The 14,302-nt window shown below is 63.3% G+C and carries 9 protein-coding genes; 4 read left to right on the forward strand and 5 right to left on the reverse strand.

The genetic code is table 11. The features are described 5' to 3' along the window. The first annotated feature begins 67 nt into the window (after positions 1 to 67). The 3 genes from ACA047_RS03310 (at position 68) to ACA047_RS03320 (ending at position 3,120) form a co-directional block, all read left to right on the forward strand. Positions 68 to 1,066, forward strand: a complete 999-nt coding sequence (locus ACA047_RS03310) for a GlxA family transcriptional regulator (RefSeq protein ID WP_497356644.1) — start codon at positions 68 to 70, stop codon at positions 1,064 to 1,066. A gap of 196 nt (positions 1,067 to 1,262) precedes the next feature. Further along, positions 1,263 to 2,372 (forward strand): DUF3182 family protein, encoded by a 1,110-nt coding sequence (locus ACA047_RS03315; protein WP_497356646.1) that lies wholly within the window; start codon positions 1,263 to 1,265, stop codon positions 2,370 to 2,372. After that, entirely contained in the window at positions 2,362 to 3,120 is a 759-nt protein-coding gene (locus tag ACA047_RS03320; RefSeq protein WP_497356648.1) for an alpha/beta hydrolase family protein, read from the forward strand. Before ACA047_RS03315 ends, ACA047_RS03320 begins: the two co-directional genes overlap by 11 nt. A gap of 128 nt (positions 3,121 to 3,248) precedes the next feature. On the opposite strand, the gene ACA047_RS03325 is transcribed toward ACA047_RS03320, so the two are convergent. From ACA047_RS03325 to ACA047_RS03340, 4 genes are read right to left on the reverse strand one after another with little or no spacing between them, the layout of a single operon-like run. Then, a complete protein-coding gene (locus tag ACA047_RS03325; RefSeq protein ID WP_497356650.1) occupies positions 3,249 to 4,250 on the reverse strand; it encodes a lysylphosphatidylglycerol synthase domain-containing protein in 1,002 nt (333 codons plus the stop codon). Then, a complete protein-coding gene (gene clsB, locus ACA047_RS03330) occupies positions 4,237 to 5,535 on the reverse strand; it encodes a cardiolipin synthase ClsB (RefSeq protein ID WP_497356652.1) in 1,299 nt (432 codons plus the stop codon). Before clsB ends, ACA047_RS03325 begins: the two co-directional genes overlap by 14 nt. After that, complete coding sequence (locus tag ACA047_RS03335; RefSeq protein ID WP_497356654.1) at positions 5,532 to 6,341, reverse strand: endonuclease/exonuclease/phosphatase family protein; 810 nt, start codon at positions 6,339 to 6,341, stop codon at positions 5,532 to 5,534. The genes clsB and ACA047_RS03335 overlap by 4 nt, the downstream gene beginning before the upstream one ends. Beyond that, on the reverse strand, positions 6,338 to 7,264 hold the full coding sequence (locus ACA047_RS03340; RefSeq protein ID WP_497356656.1) for a DUF72 domain-containing protein: 927 nt from the start codon (positions 7,262 to 7,264) through the stop codon (positions 6,338 to 6,340). Before ACA047_RS03340 ends, ACA047_RS03335 begins: the two co-directional genes overlap by 4 nt. Positions 7,265 to 7,584: 320 nt before the next feature. On the opposite strand from ACA047_RS03340, the gene ACA047_RS03345 reads away from it, so the two are divergent. Beyond that, a complete protein-coding gene (locus tag ACA047_RS03345; protein ID WP_497356658.1) occupies positions 7,585 to 9,675 on the forward strand; it encodes a mechanosensitive ion channel family protein in 2,091 nt (696 codons plus the stop codon). Positions 9,676 to 9,747: 72 nt separating this feature from the next. Here ACA047_RS03345 and ACA047_RS03350 read toward each other — a convergent pair whose 3' ends face one another. Continuing rightward, on the reverse strand, positions 9,748 to 14,061 hold the full coding sequence (locus ACA047_RS03350) for a DEAD/DEAH box helicase (RefSeq protein WP_497356660.1): 4,314 nt from the start codon (positions 14,059 to 14,061) through the stop codon (positions 9,748 to 9,750). Between the last annotated feature and the right edge of the window lie 241 nt (positions 14,062 to 14,302).

Genomic DNA, 14,302 nt, shown 5'->3' on the forward strand with positions numbered 1-14,302 from the left:
CCAGTATTGGCTTTTACCGGCGATTCGAGGATTGGCCGCAACGACAATAAGCGAGGGAAAACTGACAATGGCGCAGCAAAGGGCAATCGCCGAACTCGGGGTGCTCATCTATCCCGGCGCGCAATTGGCGGCGGTGCATGGTTTGACCGATCTGTTCGCCGTGGCGCAGCGGATCGCCGCCGAGCAGGCCAGCCCGCAACTGGCGCGACTGCGGGTAAGCCACTGGCGGGCGCAGAACGGCGAGATTCCGCTGCGAGTGTTCGACAGCGAGGCTGGCCCTGAGGGCAAGCTGGCTGCGTTGCTGATTCCGCCGTCCATCGCCGGTTTCAGTGAGGGGCAGGCCTCCCAGGCGCTGTTGGCCTGGCTGCGCGCGCAGCACGCTGGCGGTACGGTGTTGGGCGGGGTGTGTGTCGGTTCGATTCTGTTGGCCGAAAGCGGCCTGCTCGATGGGCGCAGCGCCACGACCCACTGGACCTCGGCCAAGGCTTTTGCTGCGCGTTACCCGAAGATCAAACTCAACGCCGACAAACCCATCGTCGACGACGGCGACCTGATCACCACGGCCGGGCTGATGGCCTGGTCGGAGCTGGGGTTGCGGTTGGTTGACCGCCTGCTCGGGCCCAGCATCGCCACGCGCACGGCGCAATTTCTGGTGATCGAGCACAGCGACAGCGCAAGCCAGTGCGGCAGTAACTTTGCGCCGATTCTTGGGCATGGCGACGCGGCGATCCTCAAGGTTCAGCACTGGTTGCAAGGCACCGGTGCGGTGGACGTATCCCTCGGTGCAATGGCCGAATGGGCCGGGCTGGAAGAGCGCACGTTCCTGCGCAGGTTTCGCGCCGCCACCGGACTCAAGCCCACCGAGTACTGCCAGCACCTGCGGGTTGGCAAGGCCCGGGAAATGTTGGAATTCACCAATGGCACCATCGACCACATTGCCTGGACCGTCGGTTACCAGGACCCGAGCGCTTTTCGAGCGACATTCAAGAAAATTACCGGGTTGGCGCCGAGTGATTATCGGGCGAAGTTTGGGGTCACGCCTGGGGGTGTTTCAAAGCCGCAGTGAATCCATTTGTGTGTGCTCCTGCCGTCGTGCAATTTGCCGGATGCCTGCTGATGGTCGTGCAGAATGAAACGGGCCAGGTGCCATCTTTTCCCCGCGCTACGCTGTTTCCTTGACCATCCGTCCCTTGCTCCCCCGTTGGCTTGATCTCTGCACCCCTTTACCTACAGTGCATCGAGCACAGGTAAAAGGGCAACGCATGACATCGATCAATCGCAACAAAACGGTAGTGGCCCATTCGGTCAACCCTCACGCACCGCTCCATGAAGTCGAAACCAATCGTGCCTTGGCCCGTTGGCTGGCGCAGATCCTGGGGTTTGAGTACGGCGGCACTTATGACGAGCAGCACCATGCCGGGCGCGACCTGTATCTGTTGCCTACGCAAACCCTGATTGGTGCAGAGGCTGCGCGGCGGTTGGGTGTAAAGGGGGCCGAGGATTTATGGGGCGGCTACGTCGAGCATGATTTCATTTGCACCAAGGCGATTACCCACGGTCTGCTGAATAAGGATGCGGTCGCCCCCCAAGGTTGGTCAGCGCTGTTTGCCAAGCTCACCCAGGGCGCGGTGCTTGATGGCGTGAGTGTTTTTTCGCTCCAGGATGCGCGCCCGGCTGCCGAGCATCTGCTGTGCGCAGGGCCGATCCGTTTCAAGCCGATCCATGCCAGTGCGGGGCGCGATCAACGGGTGATCCAGAACCTGGCGCAGTTCGATGAAATCGTCGCCGAGCCTGAGGTCCAGGCGCTGTTTCGCGATGGCGTGGTGCTGGAGCAGAACCTCAGTGAGGTCCAGACCCAGAGCGTCGGCCAGAGCTTCATCAACGGCAAGGTCTTGAGTTATTGCGGGGTGCAACACCTGACCCGCGACAGCGAGGGGCTGGAGGTGTACGGCGGCTCGGATCTGCTGGTGGTGGAGGGTGGCTACATCGAGTTGCTCAGGCTCGACCTGCCCGACGATGTGCGTGAAGCGGTGCGGTTGGCGCAAGTGTTTGACGACGCTGCCATCCAGGCTTATCCGCGCTTTTTTGCCTCGCGGCGCAACTACGACATCGCCCAAGGCCTCGATGTCGGCGGCCAGCCCCGTGGCGGCGTGCTGGAACAGTCATGGCGCATGGGCGGGGCCAGCAGCGCGGAGCTCGCGGCGTTGCAGGTGTTCGTCGAGGATCCCTCGACCAGCGCAGTCCGGGTGTCCTCGGTGGAGACCTACATCGACCAACCGTTGCCGCCAGGGGCCAAGGAGGTGTATCGCGGCGCGGCGCACAATGGAGACTTCCTTCTCAAATACGTAACGGTTCATTCCTATGACGGCTAGAAGCGAAACCATTCAGATCGAGATCGACGATGAACGGATGAACGGGACCTTCCTCAGCCCCAAGTCGAAAGTGCCCGGCGTGTTGTTCGTGCACGGTTGGGGCGGCAGCCAGGAGCGCGACCTGGAACGGGCCAAGGGCATCGCCGGCCTGGGCTGCGTGTGCCTGACCTTTGATTTGCGCGGGCATACCAAAGGCGCGGGCATTCCCTTGGCCCGGGTCACACGGGAAGATAATTTGCGGGATCTGTTGGCGGCCTATGATCGGCTGCTCGCTCACCCGGCCTTGGACACCTCGGCGATTGCAGTGGTGGGCACCAGCTACGGCGGTTACCTGGCTTCGATCCTGACCTCACTGCGGCCGGTGCGCTGGCTGGCGTTGCGCGTACCGGCGCTGTACCGCGATGAGCAATGGCACACGCCCAAGCGCGAGCTGGATAAAACCGACCTGCTGGATTACCGCAGCACCCTGGTGCACGCCGACACCAATCGCGCCTTGCACGCGTGTTCGCAGTTCACCGGTGATGTGTTGCTGGTGGAGTCCGAGACCGACGACCATGTGCCCCACGCCACCATCATGAGCTACCGCGCTGCGTGTCAGCAGACCCATTCGCTGACCCATCGGATCATCGACGGCGCCGACCATGCCCTGAGCGACCCCGTGTCACAGCAGGCTTACACCTCGATCCTGGTGGACTGGATCACGGAAATGGTGGTGGGAGAGCGGTTGAGCATTATTCAGGAGCGGTAGTTCTGTGGTGTTAGGACTGGCCTCTTCGCGAGCAAGCCCGCTCCCACATGAATCTCCATAACCCCTGTGGGAGCGGGCTTGCTCGCGAAGGGGCCAGCCCAGGCAACCTATAACTCAGGCGCTCTTCATCACTTGAGCCCAGGCTTGACCCGCAACGCCTTCGCCTTCGCCTCAATCACCAAGTACATCAGCACCGTGATCAGCAACGGCAGGATGAAGTAGATCGCCCGGTAGGCAATCAGCCCCGCCAGCAGGCTGCCCCGCGAAACCTCATGCTGCAGCAGCGCAATAAACACCGCCTCCAGCACCCCAAGCCCCGCCGGGATGTGCGTGATCACCCCGGCAATGCTGCTGATTAGCAGTACCCCGAGCACTACCGGGTAGTCCAGCTTGCTCGGCAGCAAGGTGAAAATCACCGCGGCCATCAACGACCAGTTCAACGCTCCCAGCGCCAGTTGCAGTACGGCCATGCGCAGGGACGGCAGGTTGATTTCCATGCCGCGAATCGTCCAGGCCCGCCGCTTGGAAAACTGACAGGCCACCAGATAGCCGGCGCTCACCACCAACAACAGCACGCCCACGCCTTGCAGCGCATTGCTGCTCAGTTTCCAGCCCGGTGGCATCGTCACCAGGCCGCTGCTGAACACCACCCCGGCCAGGGTCATGTAGCCGAACCAGTTGGTGGCCAGGCTCAGGCCGAGGATCTTGGCAATGTTGCCGTTGCTGACCCCCAGCCGTGAATACAGCCGGTAACGCATGGCGATGCCGCCGACCCAGGCGCTGAGGTTGAGGTTGAAGGCGTAACTGATCACGCCCACCGGCAAGATCTGCCGCCAACCCAGTTTTTGCCGGATGTAGGTGCGGCCGATCAGATCGAAGCAGGCGTAGGTAATGAAGCTGGCGACGGTCAACGCGGCGGCGATGAGCAAGGTGCGAAGCTTGAAGTCGGCCAGGGTGGTGAACACTTCAGACCAGTCGATGCGCCGGGCAAGAGTGGTGAACAGCGCGATCAGCAGCAGGAAGAAGGCCAGGGTCAGCGGTCTTTTCCAGCGGTGCCAGCGTGACTTGGGTTTGGCGTCTTCCTGGACGTGGACATCACTTGGCACGGTGTGCGCGTCAGAGTGGTTCATGGAATGGGCTCCGAACCGTCGTCGACGGCGAAAAGGGTTTCAGGCGCGGTTTATGGGCCGGCAACCAGCCGGCCCAGGCCGGAAAGTGGCGCAAAAAGTGGAACACCATGAACCCGATGGTCATGCGCCACAGCAGGCCCCGGGGGGTGGGATTCTCGGGCATGACGGTGCAATGGTTGCGGCTCAGGAAGTCGAGTCGCTCGAACAATTCACGATTGAACGCCCGGTCGCGGATCAGCACGTTGGCCTCCAGGTTCAGGGACAGGCTCAGCGGGTCCAGATTGCTCGAACCGACGGTGCTCCAGTCCTCATCCACCAGGGCGACCTTGCCGTGCAGCGGCCGCTCGCCATATTCGTAGATCACCACGCCGGCCTTGAGCAGATAGCTGTAAAGCATCCGCGCCGCGAGCTTGGCGATCATCATGTCCGGCTGGCCCTGCAGGATCAGCCGCACCTCCACGCCACGACGTGCCGCATTGCGGATCTCACGCAGCAGTCGATAGCCGGGAAAGAAATAAGCATTAGCGATCACCACCCGTCGTTGGGCGCTGCGCAGCACCTGCAAGTAAACCTCTTCGATGTCGGTCTGATGCTCATGGTTATCGCGATAGACCAGGCGCACCTGGCCGTCATGATCATTGAAGGCCAACTCGTTGCGACGGCTGCGGCGGCGTTGCCACCAATATTTGGCCCGGGAAGGCCGGCCGCTCTGCAACAGCGCGAAGTGATGGATATCCACCACCGCCGGGCCTTTGATTTCCACGGAATAATCCTGCTTGGCTTCGGGGCCGAAGTCGGCGAGGTGGTCGGCGGAAAAATTGATCCCGCCGATAAACGCGATCACCCCGTCCACCACCACGACCTTGCGGTGCAGGCGGCGGAACCAGTTGGTGCGGATCCCCAAGTGCCGGGGCGCCGGGTCGAAAATCTGCAAACGCACCCCCGCTTCGCTTAACGACGCCAGGAACTCGGTGGTCAGCTCGCCGCAACCGAAACCGTCGAGGCTGACGGTGATGCGCACACCGCGGTGGGCGGCGTCCACCAACAGGTCCCGCAGTTCGTTGCCAACCTTGTCCTCGAACAGAATGAAGGTTTCGAGAAGAATTTCTTCCTCGGCCCGGCGAATGGCCTCGAAGACCCTCGGGAAATATTCCTCGCCGTTTTCCAGGAGCGTGACGCGGTTGTTGCCGTGCCAACCGTATTCCATGCCGGCCAGCGTCGGATCGCGCTCGGTGGGTGGAACCTCGACCTGTTCCACGGCTGCCTTGTTCATCGTCGCACTCATAATTCGATCTCCACCGACAGCGGCGCATGGTCGGAGAGGTGCGACCAGGGTCGTACGCTCAACACCTTGGGATGACGGGCCTTGAGGTTGCGCACATAGATGCGGTCCAGGCGCAGGATGGGCAGGCGCGCGGGAAAGCTGCGGGCCGGTTTGCCCAACTGCTCGGCAAACACTTCTCGCAGGCCGCAAGGTTCGAGCAGTTCACTGGCCTTGCCGCGCCAGTCATTGAAGTCGCCAGCGACGATGACTGGCGCCTCGGGCGGTAGTTCGCTCAAGCGCTGGCAAAGCAGCTTCAGTTGCTCGATACGATGACCTTCGCGCAGCCCCAGGTGGACGCAAATGGCATGGATTTCCGGACCGTCGCCCGGTAGACGCAGCACGCTGTGAAGCATGCCGCGGCTTTCATGGCCGCTGATGGACACGTCCAGGTTGTCGTGGCTCACGATCTGGAATTTCGACAGCAGCGCGTTGCCGTGATCGCCCGCCGGGTACACCGCGTTGCGCCCGTAGGCGAACTGCGGCCAGAGGCTGTCGGCCAGAAACTCGTATTGCGGCATGCTCGGCCAGTTGGTGTAGCGCTGAGGGTGGTGTTCGTGGGTGCCGTGCACTTCCTGCAAGAACACCACGTCGGCGGCCACGCTGCGCACCGCCTCGCGCAGTTCCGGCAGGATGAAGCGGCGGTTCAGGGCGGTGAACCCCTTGTGAGTGTTGACCGTCAGGACGGTGAAACGACTGACCCGGTCGAGGTGTTGCGCCGGATGTTGGGTCGGCTCGCGGGTCGCCTCGGTGGATTCTGGAATGCTCATGGCAAGACCCCTTCGGCTGGGCGCACACCGGGCGCGGTGGCGAGGTCTTTGTCCAGCTCGAAGTGTTCCAGCAAGTGGCGCGCGTCATAGGGCGCGCGAACTTTGATGTCATTGTCGAAATAGCAGAACACTTGCCGGCTCTTGCGCGCACGGGGCTTCTTTTTCGGGTCGATCAGATGGGCGTCGCCGGGCTGCGTGCCGTGGCTCCAGGCCTCTATGCGCTCGCCCCAGCGTTTCAGGGCCGCGTCGGTGTAGCCGCTGGCGTACAGTTCTTCAGCGCCGTGCAGGCGCAGGTAGACGAAGTCACTGGTGACGTCTTCACGATAGGGCCATTTGCCGGCGGTATCGGCGATTACCAGCGCGACGTCGTAGCGCTTGAGCAAGGTGATGAAGTGCGGGTCGACGAAGCTTTCATGCCGGATCTCGACGGCGTGGCGCAGCGGGCGCTTCTTGTCGGTCTGGGTGCTGGCGTGGCCGTCCAGGCGCGGCTCGTGCTCCCGGGCCAGGGCAGCGGCTGCCTCGGTGTCGTGGGGCAGTTGCTTGAGAAAGTCCTCGAACAGCTCGGGGTCGAATTTGAAGCTTGGGGGAAACTGCCAGAGGATGGCGCCGAGTTTCTCCTTGAGCTCCAGGACCCCGGATGCGAAGAAGTTGGCCAACGGTTTATGAACGTCCCGCAGGCGCTTGATGTGGGTGATGAAACGCGGCGCCTTGACGCTGAACACGAAGCCGGGCGGCGTCTCGGCGTACCACTGGGCATACCGTTCGGGGCGTTGCAGGGCGTAGAACGATCCATTGATTTCGATGCTGTTGACCGCTCGCGAGGCAAATTGCAGTTCACGCTTTTGGGTCAGCCCCTTAGGGTAGAAATCCCCCCGCCAAGGCGTGTAACGCCAACCGGAAATGCCAATGTGGATCGCCGTCATGTGTCCCTCCCGTGCCAATGACCTCGTACCGCTGCTGTCTTTTGATGACTGCCGCGCGGCGCAGAAAGTTTCGATGGGCTTACCGGCGGTGGAGCAGACGGTGAAGTAACTGTGGCGAGGGGATTTATCCCCGCTGTGTGGGAGCAAGGCTTGCCCGCGATGGAGGATCTGCGGCCTTTCAGAAATCGAGGTGCCTGTTTCGCGAGCAAGCCTTGCTCCCACATAAATCCCCTCGCCACAGGTTTGTGTCGGCCTCCCACCGAACTTGCCCGCCCGTTACGGATCAGTTCTTTACCTAACCCGTAAAGGAGCCTCGCGTTTTGTCTCGATTGAGTACCGCATTCCTGCTGGTCTTGCTGGCAATGACTGGCAGCCTCGCCTACGGGGCCGCCGCCGTCCCCGACGCCACGGCGTCCAGTGACGCCACCGCCGAATCCAAGCCGCTGGTGCAGGGCGGTTTGTTGGGGGCTATCAGTTCAAGCATCGATGACGTCCAGGACCAGCTCGACCTCAACCAGAACCTGGTCGATGCCTGGCGTCTGCGGGCGGACAGGGCGGCGGATGAGGTGGACCGGCTGGTGGACCAGACTTCCCGTTCGTCCTGGCGGGTGGCGGGGGATTTCCTGTTGCTTTCCAGTGTCTGGCTGGGGAGCTTTGCACTGATCTGGGCGGCTGCGCGGCTGTTGGTGCGACGCCTTGGTCGGGGCCGTTGGCTGCGCACCCGTCAACGCATTCGGGATTTGCTCGGTTACCTGCTGGCCTACACGGTACCGGCGCTGGTCTGTCTGCCGCTGGCCCTGTACGTCAGCCACTTCCTGCAGGTATCGCTCGGTCGCGCCCTTGCGCTGTGTTTTGCCTACGCCACCAGCAGCGGCATTTTCTCCACCTCGGTGCTGCTGTGCGTGATCGTGATGTTCAACGCCGGCCACAAACGCCGGGCGGTGGCAATCATTCGCCGTTTCAGCCCTCGGCCGCTGTTCATGATCGGTTTTCTCGCCGCCCTCAGCGATGCCCTGACCAGCCCGCAGATCGCCCGGCAACTGGGCGGCAACATCACCAGCAGCGTCGCGGTATTCACCGGATTGTTCGCCTCGGTGATCTTTGGCTGGCTGGTGATTCGCATGCGCCGACCGGTGGCGCACCTGATTCGCAACCGACCGCTGGCCCAGCGCTTGAAGCAGCCGGCCTTGCAGGAGTCGCTGCGGATTTTTTCCGGGCTCTGGTATTGGCCGATCCTGTTGATGGTGCTGGTGTCGGCGGTGAGCCTGATCGGTGTCGGCGAAGACAACCAAAAGGCCCTGCGCTGCGCGATATTCACCACCATCCTGCTGATCGCGATGGTGTTCCTCAGCACGGTGTTCCAGCATGTGTTCAAGTCGCCCAAGGCCGAAGTCATCCAGCGTAACAGTGCCTACAAGGGGCGGCTGCTGAGCCTGTTGCACGCCTTGTTGCGGATTGTCATGGCGGTGGCGTCCATTGAAATTCTCGGGCGGATCTGGGGTATTTCGCTGTTCGAGTTCGCCTCGCGCAACGCCGTAGGGCGGGCCATCAGCGATTCCCTCAGCCGCATTGGTCTTATCTTCCTGATGACCTGGCTTGCGTGGGTGGTGCTCGATACGGCGATCCAGGAAGCCTTGAAGCCGCCGCTCAACAAGCGTGGGGCGCGCCAACCCAGCACTCGGATCAAAACCATCCTGCCGTTGCTGCGCAACGCGATCAAAATCATCCTGGTGGTGATTTGCGCGATTACCACCATGGCCAACCTGGGCATCAACGTCGCGCCATTGCTGGCGGGTGCCGGGGTGGTGGGGTTGGCGATCGGTTTCGGTTCGCAGCAACTGGTGCAGGATGTGATCACCGGGCTGTTCATCATCATCGAAGACACGCTGTCCATCGGCGACTGGGTGGTGCTCGACTCCGGCCATGCCGGCACCGTGGAGGGCCTGACCATCCGCACGCTGCGCCTGCGCGACGGCAAGGGCTTCGTGCATTCGGTGCCGTTCGGCCAGATCAAGGCCGTGACGAACCAGTCTCGGCAATTCGCCTATGCGTTTTTTTCGGTGCAGTTCACCTACGACACTGACGTGGACCAAGCCATTGAACTGATTCGAGAAGCCGGGCACTCGATCTCGGACGATCCGTTTCTCAAGTTCAACCTGCAAGGGCCGCTGGACGTGTTCGGCGTGGACAAGATGGACCTCAACGGCGTGGTGCTCACCGCCCAGTTCCGCACCGTGTCCGGTGGGCAGTATGCGGTGAGCCGGGCGTTCAACCAGCGCTTGAAGAAGCTTGTGGATAACGCCCCTGCGGTGCATTTCGCGCAGACTTATCCACAGCAGGTGATGATGCCGCGGCGGTTGGGGGATGAGCCGAAAGAAGAGGGGGGTGAGGTGCCTGATCAGCCTCAATAATTGATCAGGTTTTGTGGCGGGGCTGATGGCCTCATCGCGAGCCTGCTCGCGATGAGGCCAGTCCAGACACCCTCAATTTTTTTGGATGAGTTTGTTCCTCACCTCAGCCATGCTCTGGGCATCCAATTCCAGCCACAAATGCTGCTTGCCAGCAATCTGCGCCGCCGCCGGTAAACCATCGCGGTATACCAGCCGATTGCTCGCCAGCGCCGGCACTTTCGCCCCTGGCAGCAGGGTGCCGGCCAGGTTCAGTGGGTCGACGCCGCACACCGCGACCAGGCTGCCATCGGTGGGGCGGCGACGGACTTCGCGCAGTACCGGGATGGCTTCGGGCAGGGCGAATTGTTCGCCCGCCAGCCCGCTGACGAACCGGCCGCCACGAATTTCGCCCCGCGCCTCCAGGCGATGAAAGGTACGCAGCAGCTCGCGCCAGCTCGGCAGCCAATCGGCTTCTCGCTCCAGCAAGCGCCAGAACACCACGCCGTAGCGGCGCAGCAAGGTCATGGCGATGTGTTCCAGTGTCTCGGGTGGGGTGGCCGCGGGCCGGTTTCCTTCCTCGGGTATGGGCGCACTGCGCCGCAACAAGGCCCAGCGCCCGGCGTCGTCCATGCCACCGACGAACGCCCCGCGCCCGCGCCGACTGCTGCGGGCCTGGCGTTTGCTGGCGGGTGTGATCAGCGCTCGCAGCCCGGCAAAGCTATCGGCATTCACCAACCCGGCGCCCACCAGTTCCTGCAAGGCGATTTCCAGTTCGCTGCGCAACAGGTGGGCTTCGTGCAGCAGTTCATCAAAAAACAGCGCGCCGTGTTCGCTGAGGGCCTGATGGACTTTTTGCGTTTTGGGCGACAGTTCGCTGACCGGCGCTTGCTCGGTCAGGCTGCTCCAAAGGGCAACCTGATTGCGCGGTAGTAACACAATTGGCGTGCTGCGCAGGGCGCTGGCGGAGGGCTTCTGGCGAGCACTCAGGCGCGTCCACACCAGCTTGCCGCTGCGACACAGCTCATCGAGCCAGCTCGATGAGTAGTCCTTGATCCGCGCCGGCAGCAGGTCGCTGTCCCAGGCCGACGCGGCGGCCGGGTAACCTTCGAACTGGCTGATGATCGACGGCAACACGGCGTTGCCCCGGCCCTGAGTGGTCGGCGACAGATGCTGCCAGTCGAACAGAAACCGCATGAAGTCCTGCAGCATCACCGGCTCGATTTCCCGGCGCAGGCGTTTGACGGTGTAGCGGTGGATACGCGCCAGCAAATGCCGCTCGCACCATTCCTCCTGCCCGGTGCCCGGCGTGAACCGACCGCGCAGCACGTAACCTTGCTGTTCCAGTTGTGCCAGGGCCTGGGTGGCCTGTGGGGTCGACAATCCCAGCGGGTAGGCGATCGCCTTCAACGGCAGCGGGCCAAAGGCACTGAGCCGCGCGCGAAGCACTTCCACCACGGCGGCGTCGCTGTCCCAGGCTCCATCGAAACCGGCCAAGGGCGTCAGCGGCGGTTGCCATTGGGCCTGTGGATAAATCGCTTGCAGGCAGGTCAGCCGTTCCAGCGCCACCCACAGGCCGCGTTCGGCGCTGATCTGCACATGGCTGGCGCGGCCGCGCTCGGCCAGTGTCTGCAACCAGTCCAGCCACGACGGGTGGGCGCTGGCTTCGCTGTCGGCGATGCAGGCCAGGCTCATCAGCGCTTCGTGCATTTCATCGAGGCGGGTGGGCGCGGGCCAGGCTTCGTCCCGTACGGCCTGGATGGCCTCGGTGTCCAGTGCACCGAGGTCGTCGGTCGATTGCGGATCGCTCCAGCGGCGGTTGATCACCGCTTGGGTGCGGCGCTCCTCCAAGGGCGCGTCGTCGAGAAAGGTGTAGGGCCGGGCGCTGAGAATTTCCGCCGCCAGGGGCGAGGGCGCGGGCAGGTCGCGGCTGATCAGGCGAATCTCGCCCGCTTCCATGCGCCGCAACAGCGCCAGCCAGCCTTCGCTGTCCATGGCTTCGTGCAGGCAATCGTCGAGGGTCTGTTCCACCAGCGGATGGTCAGGGACTTCCCGTTCGCCGGCGAGGTTCTCCAGGCAGGCGATCTGGTCCGGAAACACGCTGGCGATCAGGTCTTCGCTTTTCATGCGCTGGATCTGCGGGGCGACTTTGCGCCCGCCGGTGTAGCGCGGCAAGGCCAGGGCCACGCCGGCATTCCAGCGCCAGCGTACGCCAAACAACGGCGCGTCCAGCACCGCCTGGATCAATATCTGTTCGGCGCTGTGGCTGTTGAGGTAGCGCCAGACCTCGTCCAGCTCGAAGCTGTGGCTGGTGGACAGCGACAGCACGATGGCGTCTTCGCTGGCGGCGGCCTGCAATTCGAAATTGAAGGTGCGACAGAAGCGCTTGCGCAGGGCCAGGCCCCAGGCGCGGTTGATGCGGCTGCCAAATGGCGTGTGGATGATCAACTGGGTGCCGCCGGACTCGTCGAAAAACCGCTCCATCACCAGGGTGTCCTGGGAGGGCAGGGCACCGAAGGCCAGGCGTGCCGGGGCCAGGTAGTCCACCAATTGTTCGGCACTGGCCTGGTTCAGCCGCAAGGTGCCGGTGAGCCAGTCGAGGGCTGGTTGCAGATTGCCCGGCGTGGCGCCGAGCAGTGGGTCAAGCTGCGCCTGCAGGCGGGCCACGGCCAGGGACAGCTCATCGCTGCGCCCGGGGGCTTCGCCGAGCCAGAACGGAATGGTCGGCGGCTGGCCCTGGGCGTCCTCGACCCGCACGCGGCCGGTCTCGACGCGAATAATGCGATAGGACGTATTGCCCAACTGGAACACGTCGCCGGCAATGCTCTCCACCGCAAAGTCTTCGTTGACGCTGCCGATGTTCAGCCCCTGGGGTTCGAGCAGTACGCTGTAGTCGGCGTTGTCCGGGATGGTGCCGCCGCTGGTCACGGCGGTCAGCTTGCTGCCACGGCGCCCGCGCAGGGTGCGGGTGACGGCGTCTCGGTGCAGGTACGCGCTGCGCATGCCCTGACGGCTATTGAGGCCTTCGGCGAGCATGTGCAGCAACGCCTGGTAGTGGTCGTCGTCCAGTTCCGCGTAGGGCGAGGCGCGGCGCAAAGTGTCCAGCAACGCCTGTTCCTGCCATTCCTGGCAACTGACTTCGGCGACGATCTGCTGGGCCAGCACATCCAGCGGTGCCTTGGGGATGTGCAGGATGTCGAGTTCGCCGCGGCGCACGCAATCGAGCAGGGCGGCGCATTCGATCAAGTCGTCGCGGGTGGTGGCGAACAAGCGTCCCTTGGGTGTGCCGCCCACCTGGTGGCCGGAGCGGCCGACCCGTTGCAGGAATGCCGAGATCGAGCGCGGTGAGGCGATCTGGCACACCAGGTCGACATCGCCGATATCGATGCCCAGTTCCAAAGAGGCGGTAGCGATCAGCACCTGCAATTCGCCGCGCTTGAGCCGTTGTTCGGCATCGAGGCGAAACTCCTTGGCCAGGCTGCCGTGATGGGCGGCCACGGCGTGCTTGCCCAAGCGTTCGCTCAAATGACGGCTCAAGCGTTCGGCGAGCCGTCGGGTGTTGACGAACACCAGCGTGGTGCGATGTTCCCGGGCCAGCTCGGCAAGGCGGTTGTAGACCAGTTCCCAGACGTCATTGGCCATCACCGCCGAGAGCGGCACCGGTGGCACTTCGATGTCCAGATCCCGGGGGCGGACGTGGCCGATGTCGACGATTTCACATGTTCGTCCGTGGCCCACGAGAAAGCGCGACACTGCTTCGATGGGCTTTTGCGTGGCAGACAGGCCAATACGCATCAGTGGTTCGGCGCAAAGCGCTTGCAGGCGCTCCAGGCTCAAGGCCAGGTGGCTGCCGCGTTTGCTGGCCGCGATGGCGTGGATTTCGTCGACGATTACCGTGCGGGTGCTGGCGAGCATCTGCCGGCCGGAATCGGAGCCGAGCAGCACGTAGAGTGATTCGGGGGTGGTCACCAGGATATGCGGCGCGGTCTTGCGCATCGCCGTGCGTTCTTTCTGCGGCGTGTCACCGGTGCGCACGGCGGTGGTGATGTGCAAGGGCGGCAGGCCCATCTGCCGCAGCTGTTCGGTGATGCCGGCCAGCGGGTCTTGCAGGTTGATTTGGATATCGTTGCTCAACGCCTTGAGTGGCGAGACGTAGACCACCAGGGTTTGATCCGGCAGGCCGCCGTGTTCCAGGCCACGGTGCACCAGGTCATCGAGCACGGCGAGAAACGCCGTCAGGGTTTTGCCCGAGCCGGTGGGGGCCGCGACGAGGGTCGAACGGCGCTGGCCGATCAACGGCCACGCCTGGGCCTGGGCGGCGGTGACCGCCGCGAATGTCTGGCTGAACCAGGCGCGCACGGCGGGGTGAAAGCCTGCCATGGCGTGGTCGGCTGCAAGAGGCAGATTCATGTGGGCAGTTATGCGGGTGGGGCGGGGAAGATGCAAGTACCTCCGGGCTATGCATTGCCTGGCTGGGCCCCATCGCGAGCAGGCTCGCTCCCACATTCGACCGTATTCCTTCTGAAGAAACTCGGTCAACTGTGGGAGCGAGCCTGCTCGCGATGGGGCCTGTGAACCTTACACAAATACCAGATCTGCACTTTACGGATGACGGTTGCGCACTAAACCCGCAAAATGCAACGATTCCGGT

The sequence above is a fragment of the Pseudomonas sp. LBUM1664 genome (assembly GCF_059695895.1).